This window comes from Serratia sp. CY32780, from assembly GCF_052169135.1.
Taxonomy (GTDB): Bacteria; Pseudomonadota; Gammaproteobacteria; order Enterobacterales; family Enterobacteriaceae; genus Serratia; species Serratia sarumanii.
In genome coordinates this window covers 91298-109232 of sequence record NZ_JBJNLI010000001.1, presented here as the reverse complement: position 1 = coordinate 109232, position 17935 = coordinate 91298, and the positions used below count along the sequence as shown (strand labels likewise).

Sequence of the window (17935 nt, the reverse complement as noted above, 5' to 3'; positions counted from 1 at the left end):
TCACCTGTTTCCCTCTCCCCCGCCCGGCCTTTTCCTCTGCGGTCGGCGACGCAATTCGGAGAGAATGGGGCGATTTTTCAGCGTCAATTCGTTATCATGCCGCCCTGCTTTTGACGAATCAGCGTGCCGAGCGCACGCCCAGCCAGGGATAACATTATGCTGTGGTTTAAGAATTTGATGGTTTACCGTTTGAGCCGCGAAGTGGCGTTAAACGCGGATGAAATGGAAAAACAACTCAGCGCGTTCGCCTTCACGCCGTGCGGCAGCCAGGACATGGCCAAGACCGGCTGGGTCTCCCCGATGGGCTCGCACAGCGATGCGCTGACGCACGCGGTCAACGGCCAAATCGTCATCTGCGCGCGCAAGGAAGAGAAAATCCTGCCGTCGCCGGTCATCAAGCAAGAGCTGCAGGCCAAGATTGAGCGCCTGGAGGCGGAACAACACCGCAAACTGAAGAAAACCGAGAAAGACGCGCTGAAGGACGAAGTGCTGCACAGCCTGCTGCCGCGCGCCTTCAGCCGCTTCAACCAAACCTTCATGTGGATCGACACCGTCAACGATCTGATCATGGTCGATGCCGCCAGCGCCAAACGCGCCGAAGATACGCTGGCGCTGCTGCGCAAAAGCCTCGGCTCGCTGCCGGTGGTGCCGCTGACCATGGAAAGCCCGATCGAACTGACGCTGACCGAATGGGTGCGTTCCGGCGAGATGCCGGCTGGTTTCGCCATTCAGGATGAAGCGGAACTGAAAGCGATTCTGGAAGAAGGCGGCGTGATCCGCTGCAAGAAACAGAATCTGATCAGCGACGAAATCGCGGTGCATATCGAAGCCGGCAAGCTGGTGACCAAGCTGGCGGTGGATTGGCAGGAGCGCATTCAGCTGATGCTGTCGGACGACGGCTCGCTCAAGCGCCTGAAGTTCGCCGACACGCTGCGCGAGCAGAACGACGATATCGATCGTGATGACTTCGCCCAGCGCTTTGACGCCGACTTTATCCTGATGACCAGCGAGCTGGCGGCGTTGATCAAAAACACCATCGAAGCGCTCGGCGGCGAAGCCCAGCGTTAATCCCGCCGCAGAAACGACCAGGGCCCAGCATCCGCTGAGCCCTGCGTTTCCCTAACGAACAAAATTTATTTGCTCAGGTAGCGGCACAGATAGGCGGTCGCGTCGGCCACCTGCAGGTTGAACTCGCTGTGCCCCGGCACGAAGAACTTCTCACCCGGCGTAAACACCTGCCAGTCCGGCGCCCCCGGCAGCAGCACTTTCAGCGCCCCGGTGATCACCGTCATTTCTTCCGGCTGCGCGGTGGAGAAGGTGTATTCCCCCTCTTCCATCACGCCCACGCTGGTAAGACCGATGCTGCTACTGTCAAAACCGATAGACTTCACTTTTCCGGCAAAATACTCATTCACTTTCAGCATAGACTGGCACCCGCGTAATCATCTTGATGGAAAATCCATATTGGGGGATTGCGGTTGATCTGTCACTGGTTTTTCGCGCGAAATGCGATCGCGGCGCAGAGGAAAACGCCGCCCGGCCTCTCTCCGGCAGTCAGGGCTGCTGAAACCCGGGGATACCCGCGAGCGCAAAGCGCCCGAGGCCGCGCCGGGCGGTGATTTATGGCTATTTGAATCAGCCGATTAACTCTGCGGCCAGCTTGGCGACCAGAACGTTCGACAGCAGCACCGGCACCGACAGACGCGCCTGCAAAAAAGCGCGGTGGCGCTGGTGATAACCGATGCAATCGAGCACCACCACCTCCGCCCCCTGCCGCAGCAGTGCGCAAGCCGCCTGCTCCAGCGCGGCGTCATCCGCCAGATAAGGACTGGCGACGGCATAGCTCGGCGGCGTCGCCAGCTGCCGCCATTTGCGCGCCTGCTGCCCAACCTGTTCCGCCACCGGCACCACGATGCCGACGCGGTGTTCGCCGACGATCGCGGAGATCAACGGCGGGATGATGCGATCCGGCTCCAGCAACAGCGCCTGCTCCGCCTGCAATCGGCCGAATTCGCCGGTGCACAGCAGCAGGATCACCTGGCATCCCGCCGCCTCCAGCTCGCGGATCTTCTGCTGCAACCCGCTTTCGACGCGAGCGGCACAGAGCGTCACCTGCGTGCCGTCCAACAGGCGCGACACCAGCAGCTTATCGCCCCATTGCGGCGCATAACGCTCGGCGATCTGCCCAGCATCCAGGCCGTCCAGCAAACCGACGTGCCTCACCCGCTCCGCCGGCAGATAAGCAGACAGCAGCGGCATGATATCGCTGCGCGGCGCCTGGCCGATGGTCAGCGTGGCGAATGAAGCCGTCATGGGGCTATCTCCTTTTTTGCAGGTGACTCAGACTGCCGTACAGCGCCAGCAGCTGGCCATATTCGGCGGCATCGTAGAACCGGCAGGTGCCGCGGCCGAATTCTTTGGCGACTTCCACCGCGAATTTGACCGCCAGCGCGATATCCGTTTCGTGGCTGGCGCCAGTGCCGCAGCCCGGCACCACCGATTCGCTGCAGATCGCCACGCCGACCACCGGCGCCGCAGTAGCGGTCGAGGGCTGCAGGATGCTGTTGAGGTGATGCACGCCGTTGCCGTAAGGGGTGATGTCCTGCGTGGTGATCGGGAAGGTCACCGCCGGGCGGCCGCTGGTCATCTCCATGATGCGCAGCAGATCTTCCGCCACCCGCAGGATGTAGCCCTCTTTCACCGTCGGCGATAGCGCATAGCCTTTGTGGTTGATGATGCGGTTGCCTTTGGTGGTGTCGATCGACAGGATGGCGTCAGCCTCCGGCACCACTTCATTATCGTTCATCGTCACGTCATCGATCGGCGAATCCATAAAATCGACCGGATCGTGCGGCCGGGTCGGTGCGTTCGGGCAAATATGGGTGGTGACGATCACATCCCCCGGCAGCGTGTCGCCCTTGCGCTGCATCTCCGCCAGCTTCAGCGCGGCGGCAATGGCGGCGATCGCGCCGTCGCCGTCGGACACCAGCCCGATACGCGTCGGCCGCGCGCCGATGCCGCCCAGGCGGCCGATAATGCCCAGCGTCGGCGCCGCACCGCCAGCGAATTTGCCTGCGCTGCCGGGGATCTCGATGCGCACGAAATCGGTGCCGCCCTTCGGCCCCTCGGCGCGCAGGGTGCTGGCGCGGATCGCCGAGTAAGGCGCAAACAGGTCGACGACGTCCTGGCCGCTGACGAATGCGCTATCAATCAATTCAAAAACCTGCAGCGTTTGTTGCAAACTCATGGTCGTTTTACCTCACCAATGTCATCGGCAGGGGCTATTTGCCCTTGCTGGAAAAAATCGAGCTGAAGAAGTTGTAGAGCGCGTCGCCGGCGATAAATCCGGCCGCCATGATCTCCATCGGCGTGCGGCCGCGATCGCCCCAACGGCGCAGGATCGCCACGCGCAGCGCGATGCCCACCAGCACCGCCCACCCGGCCAAGGCGTTGTTGATCAGCAGGCCGGTTGCCAGCAGCACGCCGAGCTGGCGCTTGGGGCCGCCGATCAGCTGCACCACGGCGCCGGGGATCGCCCAGATCAAAAGGCTCCAGGCGATGCCCGGCTGCGCACCGGCCTCGATGGTCTTGGCGTAAACGCGCGCGACCGGCGGGATCAGGTCCTGCAGGAAATAGCTGTGGTAAGAGAGGTAAACCACCGGAATGGCGATGAGGAAGGCGATCAGCGCCGCAAACAGTTGAATGCGGCGCCCCAGCAGTTCCTGCCGCAGATCCTCGCCGTAGCCGCGCAGGATGAAGCCGGCTTTCAAGTCAAAGCCCATGTCGGCGAAGGCCGGCCCGGTGGCGGCGGTAAAGCCGGTCAGGATGCACAGCGCCAGCGGTGGGAAACCGATCAGGATACCGACGATCAGGGTGATCAACGCCACCGCGAACGCCGGAAACCAGCCGGAGTGCATGGCGGCGATACCGACGATCAGCTCATGAACGAAAGCGGCGAACGCCGCGTAAATCACGAACAGCGCCAGCATCGGCAGCGACATCTCGCTAAACAGCCCGCCGACCAGAGCCAAAAACGCGGCGATGGCGATGTAGCCGACCGCGCCCAGGCCGAGCGCTTTGCTTACCGCGCTGTCCGGTTGGGTATAACCGGCGCTATCGGCGCGGCGGCTGCGGATCACCTGCGCGACCTGGATCAGCGCCACCAGGCCGGCGCCGACCATCACCCCGTGCGGAATAAAATGGGCATTGATATCGAAACCGGCCACCGGCTCGGCGTAGGCCCGCAGCAATAGCCCGACGCCGAACATGCTCAGCGCCCAGATATTGCCGATAAAGGCGGTGCCGAAGGCCGCCATGGGGATCTTGAGCATTGATCCGGCGATGCCCACCCCTACGCCCACCACCAAAAGCCAGGCCTGCTTGCCGCCGCGATCGCCGGCTTTAATCGCCTCCGCGGCGGCGACGCCCGGCGGCCAGGCATTGGCGGCGGGGAACACTTTGGTATCGAACAGGCGATAAAGCAGATAGGCGTCGAGCAGCATCGCCGCCGCCACGCCGCAGAACATCGGCAGAATAAGCTGCGGTTGCCCCATCACGTAAGGCACCGCAATCGGCATCAGCAGACAGTTGGCCGCGCCGAAGGTGGCGGAGGAGATCACCGTCTGCGCCAGGTTCTGGGTGTGCACCGAGCGGTAGCGTTGAAACATTTGCAGCGGAATGCGTGCCAGCAGCATGGCGATCAGCGCACCGATGATCGAGGTGTTGGGCGTCACGCCCAGCGTGGTGATCAGCTGAACGCCGATGATCGCCCCCACCACCGAAAGCAGCGCCATGACCAACAGCGTGCCGGCCTCTTTTAGCGGATTATTTGATTTCATACTTGGTATCCCTGAATATTTCCTGCCGCATGCCGGAAATAACGCCCGACGATAGTTCGCCGCGGCAGTTCCATTATTTGGAACTGCCGGCGTCATAACGTGATTATTTTCTTATTTAGCCTGTCTATTTCTCACCAATAAAATACGGTGAAATATAATTAATGAGTTCCCTGGTGTCGGCGCTCGTTAATGATGATGAAACGTTATAGCTCCGGCGCGTTAGTTGATCTGCTGCCAATAATCATCGCCATATTTTTCCGCCAGTTGGCGGCTGACTGCGGTTAATTCGGCCAGAACTTCCGGTACAAACGGCTGTTCCTCGCCCTGCGAAGGGAAGGACAGACACAGCCCCACCGTCTCGCTGCCGTGCTTGTTCACCAGCGCGGTCGCCAGCGAACTGATGCCGTTCAAGGTTTCATTGCGCGCCAGCGACCAGCCCTGGCGCCTCACCTGCTGCAACTTCTGCAGCAGCGCATCCAGCGTTTGCGGCGCATTGGGCGAAGCCGCCCGGTAACCGCCGGCGTAACGCGCCCGAACCTGCTCGTCGCTTTCACGCGCCAGTATCGCCCGACCAACCGAGGTTTCCGCCGCCGGTGAACGGTAGCCCGCCGGGGTGACCACCTGCAAAAAGTGGCGGCCGGGGAACATGCGCATCACCATGATCTCCTGCCCCTCCAACACCGAGAGGTAGCCGGTACACGCCGTCTGGCGGCACAGCTGCGCCATGCTGGCCGCCAGGTTGTCCACCAGCGGCATCGACAAATAGTGGCTGGATGCCGCCAGCAACAGCGCGCCGATGCGGTAACGCCGGCTATCGGGATCGCGCTCCAGCATGCCCTGATTTTCCATGCTCTGCAGCAGGCGCGATACCGTGCTTTTCGGCAGCGCCAATTGGTCCACCACGTCGCTGAATGCAATGCCCGGTTGGCCATGCATCACGCGTTGTTGAGAAAAGAGTTTTAATACCGCAGCGGCATTTTCCAGCGTTGTCATGATCCGCCTTGTTCCACTATATGGAACTCAGTTCCTGTTTTATAATTAAAAACTAAAACCCGAACTCCGCAGCGTCAAGCTGTTTATTTTTTGTCAGCCGCAAAATAAAAGGCATTCGTGCTTTTTAAATGAAAATATCGCGCAGAACGCCAACTCCGCCGCGCCAAATAAAATAACGATACGCTTTGAAAATAATGAATGGCAGGACAAGCTGCTGAAAAATGATTTTATCAGGGAGAGATATTGTCGCGGCTCAAAAACTTGCGCCGCGCAAACTGAAATCGATCGGCAACGTCAATTCCACCGTGCCGTTGACGTAGGCGTCCGCCGGCGGCGTAGGCAACGGCGAAGCGCGCTTGACCAGCGCCTGGATTTCGCGATCCAGCGACGGCAACCCGGCGCTGCTGACCAGCGTCACCGCCAACACATGGCCCTGCCTGTCCAGGGTGAAACGCACCTGCCCGACGCCCTGGCGCTTCAGCCGCAAGGCGTCTTTGGGATAACGCTTAAAGCGATTAAGGCGGCCGTTGATGCGGCTGCGCCAGCTATCTTCCCCCGCCTGTGCATAGGGCGTCAGGCGGGTTTGCGGCGCGGCCGCTTTATCCGCCCGGCCTGGCGGCGGCGCGCCGACGCTTTGCTCCTGAATTCTCGGCGGCGCGATCGTTTTCTCCTGCGGCGGCGTGCGCGGCAGGGGGATTTTCTTCACCGGCTTGGGCGATTTTTTCTGCTTCGGCGCTACGGCGATATTCGGCCGTACGGCTTCAGGCACCTTCACCGTCGGCAAGGGTTCCGGCGGCGCCGGCGGTTCAACCTGAGGCGGCGGCTTCCTTTGCCCCGGCGGTTGTTTTACCTCGGCCGGAGCCTGCGGTGCGGCGGCCATCACCACCATGACCGCCGGCGGCGGCACCCACGGCGGCTCGGCCTTGTCTCGCCAGGGCCAGAGCAGCGCCGCGGCCAGCAGGTGCAGCGCCAGCACCAACACCAGGCAACGGCGCCAGGGCATGGCATCGCCGGGCGCGGCGAAAGGCAGCGGCGAAACCGACATGCTCACTCTTCCGTCAGCGCCAGATGAAGGCGATCGGTCAGCGGTTTGAACAGGTAGTTCATCATCGAACGCTCGCCAGTGCGGATGAACCCTTCGACCGGCATCCCCGGGCGGATTTCCAACCCGTTCAACCGCTGCAGACCCGCTTCGCTGACCTTGGCGCGCACGCTGTAATAGGGCGCACCGCTTTTCTCGTCGGTCAGGCGATCGGCCCCGACCAGCGTCACTTCACCCTCGACGCGCGGCGTGGTGCTTTGGTTAAACGCCGAGAACAACAGCTCGACCGGCAAGCCCACCTGCACCTTGTCGATCAGCTCGACCGGGATACGCGCCTCCACCTGCAGCCCCCGATCGCTGGGCACGATCTCCATCAGCTGCTGACCGGCGCCGATCACGCCGCCTTCGGTGAATACGCTCAGCCCCACCACCGTGCCCGCCACCGGCGCTTTCACCTGCGTATGGCCCAGATCGGCCTCCGCCTTGGCCAGGCGGTTATCCAGCTCGTCCAGCTTCATCCGCACCTCGGCCAATTGGCTGCTGACCTCTTTTTGATACTCTTCCCGCCGCTGGATCGCCCGCAGCTTCAGCTCCAGGATCTGGCGCCCCAGGCGGCCGATATTGCCGGTGTCTTCGGACGCCTGGCCGTCGATCTGCGCATACTGCCCTTCCAGATCCAGCAGCCGGTTGCGCGCCACATATCCCTGCGCCGCCAGCTTGCGCATGCCGCTCAGTTGCTCCTGCAACATGGCCTTTTGCCGCTGCTTGCTGGCGTAAGACTGCCGGATCCCTTCCAGCATCGCCTGCGATCCGGCGATGCTCTCCGCGATCGCCGCCAGCTCGCTCTGCAACGCCGCGCGGCGGCTGGTGAACAGCTGCTGTTGCAACAGCATCAACGACATCACCTCCGGCTCCTCCCGCCGTGCCTGCAGCAATGCCGGGAAAGCGATCGCCTGCAGGCCGTCGCGCTCGGCCTGCAGCCGCGCCCGCTGCGCGGCGTTGCTCAACTGCTGGCTGCGCAGCGCATCGCGCTGGGTGCGGCTGTCGACGGTATCCATCAGCAGCAGCACCTGCCCGGCGCTGACCCGGTCGCCCTCATGCACCTGAATTTGCGACACCACGCCGCCGCTCGGGTGCTGTACCGCCTTGCGGTTGCCGGCCACCACCACGCTGCCGGAGACCGGCACGCCCTTATCCAGCGGCGCCAACAGCCCCCACAGCAGGAAACCGCCAAACCCCAACAGCACCAGCCAACCACCGAGCCGCAGGTGGCGCCCTTCGTCGAACTGCCGGGAAAGCGCGTCGATATCGCCGGGGATCACACTCTGATTGCTCATACTTTTCGTTCACCGCTAGCCGTTTTGGCAAAATTGGCGTAGTTGACGTTGAAACCGCCGCCGCTGCTGCGGCCGGCGTTGACCGGTACGGCCGCGGGCGTAAAACCAGGCAGTTTTTTCAGAATGGCGTCGCTGGGGCCGAAGTGCTGCACCTGGCCGGCGGCCAGCACCAGCAATCTGTCGGTCGTCGCCAGGATCGCCGGTTTGTGGGTCACCAACACGATGGTGGTGCCGCGCTTTTTCAGCGCCTCGATCGCCCGCTGCAGCGCCTCTTCCCCTTCGCGATCGAGGTTGGCGTTCGGTTCGTCCAATACCACCAACGCCGGAGAGCCATACAGCGCGCGCGCCAGCGCCACCCGCTGACGCTGGCCGCCGGACAGGCCGCTGCCACCCTCGCCCAGCTCGGTTTCATACCCTTTGGGCAAATGCAGGATCAGTTGGTGCACGCCGGCCAGCGCGGCGGCGGCCACCACCTTCTCGGCGTCAACCTGGCCAAAGCGGGCGATATTTTCCGTCAGGGTGCCGGCGAACAGCTGGATATCCTGCGGCAAGTAGCCGATATGCGGCCCCAGTTGCTGTTTGTCCCACTGCCGAAGATCCGCACCGTCCAGCCGCACGTCGCCGCTGAGCGGCGTCAGCGCGCCGACCAGTTGGCGCATCAGCAGCGTTTTGCCGGAGCCGGACGCGCCAATGACGCCCAGCACCTCCCCGGCCTCCAGACGAAAACTGACGCCGTGCAACACCGGCGCGCTCCCGCCCGGCGCGCTGGCGGTCAACTGATTCACGGCCAATGTGCCGCTGGGCGCAGGCAGCGGCAGGCTCGCCGCCTGCGGCGGGTTGGCGGCCAGCATCACCTCCAACCGCTGCAGGGACTGGCGCGCCGACGACCACTGCTTCCAGGCGCCGATCAGCTGATCGATCGGCCCCAGCACCCTGCCGATCAGGATCGATCCGGCGATCATCATGCCCGGCGTAATGTCGCCGTTGACCGCAAGCAGCGCGCCGCAGCCCAACATCAGCGACTGCAGCGCCAGCCGCACGGTTTTCGACCAGGCGGTGACGGCGGCGATTTTCTCGCTGGCGCGGTTCTGCAACAGCAGGAACTGCTGATGCTGCCGCAGCCAGCGCAGGCGCAAGTCGGTCAGCATCCCCATGGCGGCGATGGCTTCGGCATTGCGCAGGTTGCCGTTGGCCTGCTGCGTGGCGCTCAGCGCGACCCGGCCGGCCTCCGCGAGCGGCGCCTGCGACACCCGCTGGTTGAGCCAGGCCAGCAGCACCAGCACGATCACCCCGGCGCTGGCCAACGCGCCAAGCCAGGGGTGGAGCAGAAAAACCACCAGCAGATAAACCGGGAACCAGGGGGCATCGAAAAAGGCGAACAGCGCATTGCCGGTGGCGAACTGGCGCAGGTTGGTCAGATCGTTCAGCGCCTGCCCCGCCAGCGGGTTGCCGGTTTTCAGATTGGTTTCGAAGGCGGCGTCGTAGACTCGCTGATTCAGGCGCATATCCATCTGGGCGCCGAGGCGGATCACCACCTGGCTGCGCACCCACTCCAGCAGCCCCATAAACAGGTAAAGGCCGACCACCATCAGGGTCAGCATCGCCAGCGTCATGCGGTTGCCCGACGGCAACACGCGATCGTAGACCTGCAGCATGTACAGCGCCGGTGCCAACATCAACAGGTTGATCACCGCGGTAAACAGTGCGATGCCCCAAAATACGCGCCGGTATGCGGCCAGCACGCTCATCACTTCTCCGCGCCTGACGGCGTTTTTCATGGCGTTTTCCATCGGCTAAAAACGAGAAAATGCCCGCCGGGGCGCGCGGCGCCGGCGGGCAAACGGCCACGATCAGGCCGCCAGCAGTTCCGGGCTGTCGGCATGCTGCACGCCCACCGCCGTCGCCGCCGCCACCTGATCGAAGGTGGAGTTGACGCTCAGGCCGTAGTCGTCGAGGATGCCGTTCAGCGCGGTCTCCAGCGCGCCGGTATCGCCGGACATCAGGCCGTACACCACCTGGTGCACCACGCCATCGTGGCCCTGCGCCTGCAGGCTGCTGAGGTTCAGGCCGCCGAAGCTGACGTCAGGCACCTGAATGCTGTACGGTGATGTATCGCCACCGCTCAAACCGTCGCCGAATGACAGGGAATCCAGCTGGCCGTATAGGGTATGCGCAGGTTCATTGAACAGCGTGTAGGTCAGGTTGCCACCCGCCACGACCGACGTGACATGGTTATCCGTACTGGTCACGGCGTATTGGCTACCGGACAACCGGCCGCCGTAGAAGCCACCGCTGTTTGAGCCTTCGACGACATTACCGTTGGTATGGTTGATATCACCGAATGTCGAAGCCCATTGGCCCAGATAGTCATGAATGCTGTAACCGCCAAAGCTGCTGTCATAGTTGACTGAAAATGCCATTTCTCTATCTCCATTGATGAACGGCGCCCCTTGCGAGGCAGCCCTTGTGCTCAAGGATGAGCAACGCCCTTTTACTGCTTAAAAACGGTATTCCACCCCGCCCTGCACGGTGCGGCCGCGCCCGAGGGTATTGGCCAGCGTCTCGCCATAGCTGACGACATAGGCGCGGTTGGTCAGGTTCTCCACCGAGCCGCGCAGCGTCAGGCTTTCGGTCAGCTTGTAGCTGGCGTACAGATCGAACAGGGTGTACTTCGGCCAGTCGGCCAGGTACGGGTAGTTGGATGGCACCGAGCTGTCCTGATAGCCCGGCGCGAAGCGCACGGTCACCCCGGCGTCCAGCTTGCGATCGAAGGCGCGGCCGCCCAGCGTCACCGAGCCGCGATCGCCCGGCAGGTAGGCGGCGGAGCCGAACTGCGTCCCCCCGTCACACGTGACGAAGTCATTGGAAGCGGCATCCGGCTCAACATAGAAGTTGCCGCGACGCGATCCGTCGCCGTAGCGCAGACGCCCTCCCAACCAGGCCTTGTTCGAGCAGAACTCGTTTTTACCGATCATGTGGGTGTAGGTCAGGTCGGCGTAGAACACCCCGGCGTCATAGTTGAGCTGGTACTCCAGCCCGCGGAAGCGGGTTTTAGACAGGTTGTTGACGTAAGCGGCATTGCCGATGCTCGGCTGCACCAGCCCCGGTTTATTGCGGTCTATCGCCAGGTTGATGTAGTTATCCACTTTGGTGTCGAAGTAGGCCACCTTGGCCACCAACCGATCGCCCTCAAACCACAGATCCGGCTGCTGCACGTTGAACCCGACTTCCCAGGCGCGCGAGCGCTCGGGCTGCAGGAACGGGTTGGGGTATTGCGTGGAAGAACTGTGCGCGCTGCCGTTAGTCAGCGTTTCGGTGATCGCCGGCGGCCGCCAGGATTTGCCGTAGGTGGTATACAGCTCAAGCCACTCCACGCCGGGGCGCACCGCCACCGCCAGCGTCGGCGACAGCTTGCCCTGATCGCGATCCACGTCCCAATCTTCGCGGGTCGTGGTTGAACAGCCGGTCAGACGCAACGCTTTGCAAGGATTGTCAATCGTGTAGCGTTGCCCATCCTTGGCCAAATCCGGATAGCTCAGGCCGGTCTGGCCGCGCAGGCGATAGCGGTCGTAACGCAGCCCGCCCTCCAGCGTCAGCCAGCCGTCGTAGTCGTAGGTCAGGTTGGCGAACAGGCTGCCGACCGAACGGTTGCCGGCCGGCGTCACCCCTTCCATACCCTCACGGGAAGAGTCGCTGGTCGCTTTGTCGTAATAGAACTCCAGCCCGTAGTTGGCGCGGAAGTCATGTCCCGGCGCCAGGCTGAAACGCGAGGTGTTTTGCGCCTGCGCGCCATAGGTGCGCAGGCGGGTGCGCGTCGCGTAGCCGTTGTCCAGCAGCGAGCTGGTGCTGTAGGTGTCGCTGTCGTCCTGAGTATCGACGTAATACAGCTTGGCCTGAAAATCGAGCCAGTCGACGCCTTCCGGTGCCAGGCTGTAGTCGAATGCCGCGTTGCGCGCCATCACGTCGCTGTAACCGGTGCGCTTCCAGCCCAGTTCATAAGGCGGCCGGGTGCCCAGGTTGGTCAAGGTGCCGGCGATCGGCGACGCGGTCTGGGTCTGCAGATAGCTCAGCTGCAGGCGCTGGTTGGCGGGCAGGTTCCAGCCCACCTTGGCCAGCCGCGAGTGCATGCGGTAATTAGTGTCGGGGATTTTGTTGTTCTTGATGCTCTCGGCGTAGCGATCGTAATTGCCGGTGTCGTTATTGATGCGAATGTTGCCGATGTCGCCCTTGTTGCCGGGCCAATAGTCGCCGAGGTGGCGTTCGCTGGCGGCCAGCAGGATATCGCCGGTTTCGTTACCCAATGCCAGTATGCCGCTGCCGATGAAGTGGGTGCCGTTATCGCCGGTGCTGGCGTGCAGCTTGCCGCCCAGCTCTTTGCCCGGCGCCAGGAAATCGCTCGCGCTGACGGTATTGAAGGTGGCGATGCCGCCGAGCGTGCCGGCGCTGCCCATACCGCCGGTGGTGCCCTTGTCGATGGTTACGCCGGACAGCAGTTCGGAATCGATGTACATGGTGCCGTTACGCTGGCCATGGCCGCTCTTTTGAAAATTCTGCCGCATGCCGTCGATGTTCATGTTCACCCGGCCGTAGTCTTGTATGCCGCGGATGTTGACCGACAGCGCCGGATCTTGCTGGCTGACGCTGGAATAGGCCCCCGTCGTCTGCTCCAGAATATCGGCCGCGTGTCGCGCCGGGCGGTTGTCCATCTGTTCGCGGCTGATGACGCTGACCGAGCGCGGTTCGTCGTAAACCCAATCGTTGGCGTTGATGCCGCCGGCGCCCAGCACCGTCAGGCTGTCCAGCGCCAGCGCGCCGCCGTTGCCGTTCGCCGTCGGCAGCCGGCTCAATACGATCTGCCCCTGCGGCTGCAGGCGGAAAGCCACCGGATTGCCGTCGATCAAGCGCCGCAGGCCCTGTTCAACGCTCATGCTGCCGTTCAGCGCCGCCGCCTGCATGCCGTCGAGCTTCACCTCGTCGAAAAATACCTGCATGCCGGCCTGCTCGGCGAAGCGCAACATGGCGCTCTGCAGCGGCTGCGCCGCAACGTTGAAATGCTTTTGCTGTGCAGCCTGCGCGCCGTTCGCCTCAGCCTGGGCAGCGAGCGCCACAGCCGGCTGAGTCAACATCATCGCCGCCAGCGCGGCGCGTACCGCCGTGGCCAATCGGCCAGCCGGCGTGGTTCCCTTGTGAATAAACATGCGTGTGTGTTCCACCCGAAAGAATGCCAAACCAAGTGATAATGGAAATCAATCTCGTTTAAACATAAGGACGTTCCGGGAGGCAAAAACCCGTAAAGATTTTTTACAGAAAGTGAAAATAGCGGCGAAACGGGCATCCCGGCCCGCCTGCGCCGCTCAGTAAAGCAGCGTGATGCCGGGGAGATTCAGTTGGCGGGCGGAGAGTTCCTGACGAATGGCGCCGACGCCGTCGTCGAGCTTATTGAGCGCAAACACGCCGCTCACCGTGCGCGCTCTTAGCGCGGGATTGACCGCCACGATGCGGGTCGCGCGATAGCGGTTGAGCTGCGCGAGCGCCTGCGGCAGCGGTTGGCGGTCGATCACCAGCCAGCCGCGCCGCCAGGCGTCATCGCCGGCCGTTTGCCGCGTCAGCTGCAGCTGCCCGTTGCGGTAATGCGCCGCCTGGCGTTGCGCGACCACCAGCGAGCGCTCGCCGCGCTCAAGCGTCACCCGCACGCTGTGCTGATGCACGCTGACGTCCACGCCCCGTTCGGTGCGCGCCACGCTGAACTCCGTGCCCAGCGCCTGGGTGACACCGTTTTCCGCCTCCACCCTGAATGGGCGGCTTTCCGCCCCACCTAACGGCGCGACGATAAAATAGGCGGCGCCGCTCAGCAGCCGCACCTTGCGTTCGCCTGCGGAATACGCCAGCGCGATCGCGCTGCCGCTGTCCAGCGCCACCCGGCTGCCGTCCGGCAATGCCACTTCGCGCACCTCGCCGCGAACGGTTTGATAATCCGCCTGCATGCCGATCCACAGAGCTGGCCCGCGATAAACGCCGAAGGAAACGGCGATCGCCACCGCCGCCGCCACCGCCCAGCGGGGCCATCGATGGCGAGATGGCGTTTTCAGCGCCGCCACCTGCGGTTGTAACGCCTGCCGCTGCTCTGGCGGCAGCTGCCCCAGCGTCGTCCACAGCAGGCGTGCCTGACGCAGCGCCGCCCGATGCTGCGGATCGGCGGCCAGCCAGGCGTCCAACGCTCGCCGCCGATCGGCCGGCAGCGCCCCTTCGGCCAGGCTCACGGCCCAGGCGGCCGCCTGCTGTCGCGCCTGTGCGGTTAGCGGTTTCATAATGGCATAGACCTCTGTTTTTTCTGGTTATAGGTTAAGACGTCTGAGCGCGGATAAACCCGTAAAAAAATTGCCATTATTGTTCTTCCATCCGCGCCATCAGCCGCTCGAGCGCGCTGGCCAGGTGTTTTTCCACCGTGCTGAGCGACACGCCCAGCTGCGCCGCCACCTGCGCCTGGGTCAGGCCATCGAGCCGGTTAAGGCGGAAAATCTGCTGCGTGCGCGGCGGCATGTCCGCCAGCGCCTGTTGCAACAGTTGCAGCAATTGACTATCGATCGCCAGTTGTTCAAGCGCCGGTTCACCGGAGGGATACTGCGCCAGAATGTCGTCTTCGACCGCTTCGGTCTGCCGCCGCTGCTGCTGGCGCAGATGGTCGAGCATCAGGTTTTTGGCGGTTTTGTACAGGTAGGCCTCGATATCGAGAATATTACCCTGCGGATACTGCTCGGTCAGGCGGGTAAAACTTTCCTGCGCCAAGTCCGCAGCCAGCTGAGGGTCGCGCAGTTTGGCGTTCAAATAGGCTTGCAGCGGCCGCATATGGCGCAGAAACAGCGCCTGCAACTCGGAATTGGACATCTCTTTTCCCAGAAGTGAAACACCCAATAGGGGCGATAAAAATCACATAAATGATTATCATTATCAATATTGTTCTGGGAAATATGTGCTAAGGCGGGGATAAACGGGAAACCGGCCTGGCGCCGGTTTCCGCTGGGCTGCAGGTCAGAGCTCTAACGCCTCGTCCTCATAGCGATGCTTGGCGTCAAGCGCTTCCTGCTCGGTTTCATGTTCACTGAGCAGCGTATTCGGCTCAATGTCGTCGGTGCGCACTTCAAAACGGCGCAGATGCAGGTTCGGGTCGCCCCGAAACACCTCTACGACGCGGGCGCTCCGTGGATAAGCAGGTTGATCATTTTCGCGCATGCCGTTCTCCCGTGTGTTTCACACAGTAGCAAGTATAGCAGCCGCCCTCATTCCGACACGCGCGAGCCAAGATCGCGATCGCCGGGCGCGCCCGCCAGCAGCTCGGTCAGTTCGTCGCAGGCGCAAATGCGGCCCTCACGCACGGTGAAGTGCGCCAGCACCCGCACGCGGCTGCAGGAGCCGTCGCGCTTTTCCACCTCGACCAGATGATGGGTCAGCACCGCCTCGCCCCGCTCCGCCGCCGCGATCACGCTCAGCGTCATGCGCCGGGTTTGCCGCTTCAGCAGCGCCATGTGTTGCTCAAACTGCTCGAAGTTCAGCACCTTGCCATCCACCTGCTGGCGGTAGCCTGCACTGAAACGGGCGGCGAGCTGCGTCGGCCGATGTTCAGGGCTGGCGACGACCTGCTGCAGCGTATCGAGTACCAGATCCAGTGGGGTAAGTTGAGTCATCAGGTTTCTCCGAAATAGGGTGAACGGCGATCCTATCCCGGCCAGGCGATGGCACAATAACCACATCAAGACTTTTAATAACGTTAAACGGCCAATATGACGCAGATCCGCAGCCAACGCCTTCAGCATGAAAAAAAGCACCTGACGCCCTGGCACCGGCACGAAGGCGGCCAGATCTATCTCTTGACGCGCGGCATGCTGGCAATGGAACTCCCGGGCCGGCAATGGGCGATCACCGGCGGTACGCTGGGCTGGCTGCCGCCGGGATGCGCCCATCAGGCGCTGGCCTGTGGCGACGTGGCGGGCTGGAGTCTGTATCTGCCGGTGGAAAGCGTGCCGGAGATGCCGCCGCTGCCGCAGCTGTTCACGGCCTCTGCGCTGTTGCAGGCCCTGGTGGAGCGCATCGCGCAGTTCCCCGCCGGCCCGCTGAGCGCGCCGCAACGGCGGCTGCTGCAGGTGCTGCTGGACGAAATGCACGCGGCAAGCCGCGCGCCGTTACAATTGCCGCTGCCGCAGGACGCCCGGTTGCTGAACATCGCCCGGGCGCTGCTGAACGATCCCGCCAGCCCGCGCAGCCAGCGCGACTGGGCCATTTGGGCCGGGCTCAGCCCGCGCACCCTGAGCCGCCGCTTTCTGCAGGAAACCGGCATCAGCTTCGCGCTGTGGCGCCAGCAGGCGCGGGTATTGCGTTCACTGGAGGGATTATCACGCGGCAAAGCGGTCGGCGAGGTGGCCGACGCCTGTGGCTATGATAACGTCAGCGCCTATATCGCCGCCTTTCGTCGCCGCTTCGGCGTCACGCCCGGGGCGTACTTTGCGCCGGCTCGGCAAACGGAATAGGAAAACGGGCGCCCGGCGCCCGAAGAGAAGAAAGGGTTACTTCACCGTCTCACGCGGCAACACCGCGAGGATTTGTTCCACCACCCGCTGCGGATCGGCGGCGCCGTCTATCACGTAATGCGCGGCGTCCTGATACAGCGCTTCGCGCGCCGCCAGCACCTCGAGCATCTCCTCGGCGATCGGTCTGCCGGTGAGCGTCGGGCGCTGCGCATCTTCCGGGTACTCTTCCAACCGCTGCGCCAACACGCTGGCCGGCGCGCGCAGGTAGATAACGGTGCCATGCTGGCGCATAAACTGACGGTTCTCCTCCGCCAGGATCGCCCCGCCGCCGGTGGCAACTATAGTTGACGGCTTGGTCACGGTTTGCAACGCGATGGTCTCGCGGCGGCGGAACCCCAGCCAGCCCTCGCGCTCGACCATTTCCGCCACGCTCATCTGCGCCGCCTGCTGCATAAACAGATCGGTATCGACGAACTGATAGCCCAACGCCAGCGCCAATGCGCTGCCTACCGTGGTCTTGCCGGCTCCGCGAGCGCCTATCATGAACAGGGTTTGTGTCATTACGGGTTGTCCCTTATGCGGTGACTTGAGTGCATTGCATACCAAAATACCGAGCGGGTGCGATGGCGTGGTGGCAGCATCATACCCTGCCCGCTCTGTATTTCAATATTTACGATAGTGTAAATTCCATGGCACAGCGACTGCCTGCAGCAAAGCCGTGCGCCAGATCCTCATCCAGGTGCCGCCGCAGAGCGGCCGTGAGCCGCGCGTCGTCGAGCGGCCGGAATCCCAGCCGCCGGTAGTAAGGCGCATTCCACGGCACCTCAATGAAAGTGGTGAGCGTCAGGCGGCCCGCACCGTGCCGTTTGGCCTCTTGCGCCACCGCGCCGATCAGGCGACGGCCGACGCCCTGCCGCTGCCAGGTGCCGGCGACCGACAATTCGGCGATGTGCCAATCTTCCCCCTGAGCCTGCACGGCAATAAAACCGGCGCACTCGCCGTTGTCGCTTTCCGCCAGCCATTCACGGCGCTCGGCGATAAATGAGGCATGCTGCTGCGGGGCCATCACCTCGCCTTCGGCGATAAAGCGCCATTCCGGCTGCTGGCGAAACAGCTGCGCCGCCGAACGTTCAACCGCCATCAAGTGCACGATATCCCGCTGCTGCGCCAAACGAATCTGCAGGCTCATGGGTTCTCCTTAAC

General features: G+C 63.1%; 18 protein-coding genes. 2 read left to right on the top strand and 16 right to left on the bottom strand.

The window, feature by feature from the left end:
- Window positions 1–156: 156 nt before the first annotated feature.
- Complete coding sequence (gene rdgC, locus ACJ8HH_RS00580; protein ID WP_004940461.1) at window positions 157–1068, top strand: recombination-associated protein RdgC; 912 nt, start codon at window positions 157–159, stop codon at window positions 1066–1068.
- A 65-nt stretch (window positions 1069–1133) separates the two neighbouring features.
- Here the strand turns inward: rdgC and ppnP are convergent, their stop codons facing one another.
- The 14 genes from ppnP to ACJ8HH_RS00510 form a co-directional block, all read right to left on the bottom strand.
- Window positions 1134–1424, bottom strand: coding sequence for a pyrimidine/purine nucleoside phosphorylase (ppnP, locus tag ACJ8HH_RS00575; RefSeq protein WP_004940463.1), 291 nt, complete (start codon window positions 1422–1424; stop codon window positions 1134–1136).
- A gap of 211 nt (window positions 1425–1635) precedes the next feature.
- Window positions 1636–2313 (bottom strand): AroM family protein, encoded by a 678-nt coding sequence (locus ACJ8HH_RS00570; RefSeq protein WP_033653288.1) that lies wholly within the window; start codon window positions 2311–2313, stop codon window positions 1636–1638.
- Between the two features lie 4 nt (window positions 2314–2317).
- Entirely contained in the window at window positions 2318–3247 is a 930-nt protein-coding gene (locus ACJ8HH_RS00565; protein ID WP_060418261.1) for a DUF1177 domain-containing protein, read from the bottom strand.
- Window positions 3248–3281: 34 nt separating this feature from the next.
- Window positions 3282–4838 carry an OPT/YSL family transporter gene (locus ACJ8HH_RS00560; RefSeq protein ID WP_060420419.1) on the bottom strand — a complete coding sequence of 519 codons (1557 nt, stop codon included), beginning with the start codon at window positions 4836–4838 and terminating at the stop codon, window positions 3282–3284.
- Between the two features lie 219 nt (window positions 4839–5057).
- Window positions 5058–5831 carry an IclR family transcriptional regulator gene (locus ACJ8HH_RS00555; protein WP_033647338.1) on the bottom strand — a complete coding sequence of 258 codons (774 nt, stop codon included), beginning with the start codon at window positions 5829–5831 and terminating at the stop codon, window positions 5058–5060.
- 253 nt (window positions 5832–6084) lie between these two features.
- Window positions 6085–6876, bottom strand: a complete 792-nt coding sequence (locus tag ACJ8HH_RS00550) for an energy transducer TonB (protein WP_060426648.1) — start codon at window positions 6874–6876, stop codon at window positions 6085–6087.
- Between the two features lie 2 nt (window positions 6877–6878).
- Complete coding sequence (locus ACJ8HH_RS00545; protein ID WP_033647342.1) at window positions 6879–8210, bottom strand: HlyD family type I secretion periplasmic adaptor subunit; 1332 nt, start codon at window positions 8208–8210, stop codon at window positions 6879–6881.
- The gene (locus ACJ8HH_RS00540) at window positions 8207–9988 is read right to left on the bottom strand and encodes a type I secretion system permease/ATPase (RefSeq protein WP_060443532.1); all 1782 of its coding nucleotides are present in this window, start codon (window positions 9986–9988) and stop codon (window positions 8207–8209) included. The genes ACJ8HH_RS00545 and ACJ8HH_RS00540 overlap by 4 nt, the downstream gene beginning before the upstream one ends.
- 72 nt (window positions 9989–10060) lie before the next feature.
- Window positions 10061–10630, bottom strand: coding sequence for a heme acquisition protein HasA (locus ACJ8HH_RS00535; RefSeq protein ID WP_033647344.1), 570 nt, complete (start codon window positions 10628–10630; stop codon window positions 10061–10063).
- 78 nt (window positions 10631–10708) lie between these two features.
- Window positions 10709–13408: a TonB-dependent hemoglobin/transferrin/lactoferrin family receptor gene (locus ACJ8HH_RS00530; protein ID WP_197766295.1), complete on the bottom strand. Its 2700-nt coding sequence runs from the start codon at window positions 13406–13408 to the stop codon at window positions 10709–10711.
- A gap of 156 nt (window positions 13409–13564) precedes the next feature.
- Window positions 13565–14518 carry a FecR family protein gene (locus ACJ8HH_RS00525; protein WP_060387338.1) on the bottom strand — a complete coding sequence of 318 codons (954 nt, stop codon included), beginning with the start codon at window positions 14516–14518 and terminating at the stop codon, window positions 13565–13567.
- A gap of 76 nt (window positions 14519–14594) precedes the next feature.
- The gene (locus tag ACJ8HH_RS00520) at window positions 14595–15095 is read right to left on the bottom strand and encodes an RNA polymerase sigma factor (protein ID WP_021504701.1); all 501 of its coding nucleotides are present in this window, start codon (window positions 15093–15095) and stop codon (window positions 14595–14597) included.
- A gap of 144 nt (window positions 15096–15239) precedes the next feature.
- Window positions 15240–15440, bottom strand: coding sequence for a YaiA family protein (locus ACJ8HH_RS00515; RefSeq protein WP_004940491.1), 201 nt, complete (start codon window positions 15438–15440; stop codon window positions 15240–15242).
- 47 nt (window positions 15441–15487) lie between these two features.
- Window positions 15488–15892 (bottom strand): nuclear transport factor 2 family protein, encoded by a 405-nt coding sequence (locus ACJ8HH_RS00510; RefSeq protein ID WP_048321309.1) that lies wholly within the window; start codon window positions 15890–15892, stop codon window positions 15488–15490.
- A gap of 96 nt (window positions 15893–15988) precedes the next feature.
- Here ACJ8HH_RS00510 and ACJ8HH_RS00505 point away from each other — a divergent pair, with 96 nt between their 5' ends.
- Complete coding sequence (locus ACJ8HH_RS00505; RefSeq protein ID WP_033637261.1) at window positions 15989–16732, top strand: helix-turn-helix domain-containing protein; 744 nt, start codon at window positions 15989–15991, stop codon at window positions 16730–16732.
- Between the two features lie 36 nt (window positions 16733–16768).
- Here the strand turns inward: ACJ8HH_RS00505 and aroL are convergent, their stop codons facing one another.
- On the bottom strand, window positions 16769–17293 hold the full coding sequence (aroL, locus tag ACJ8HH_RS00500) for a shikimate kinase AroL (protein ID WP_033637260.1): 525 nt from the start codon (window positions 17291–17293) through the stop codon (window positions 16769–16771).
- A 109-nt stretch (window positions 17294–17402) separates the two neighbouring features.
- On the bottom strand, window positions 17403–17921 hold the full coding sequence (locus tag ACJ8HH_RS00495) for a GNAT family N-acetyltransferase (RefSeq protein WP_043146683.1): 519 nt from the start codon (window positions 17919–17921) through the stop codon (window positions 17403–17405).
- Window positions 17922–17935: the final 14 nt, after the last annotated feature.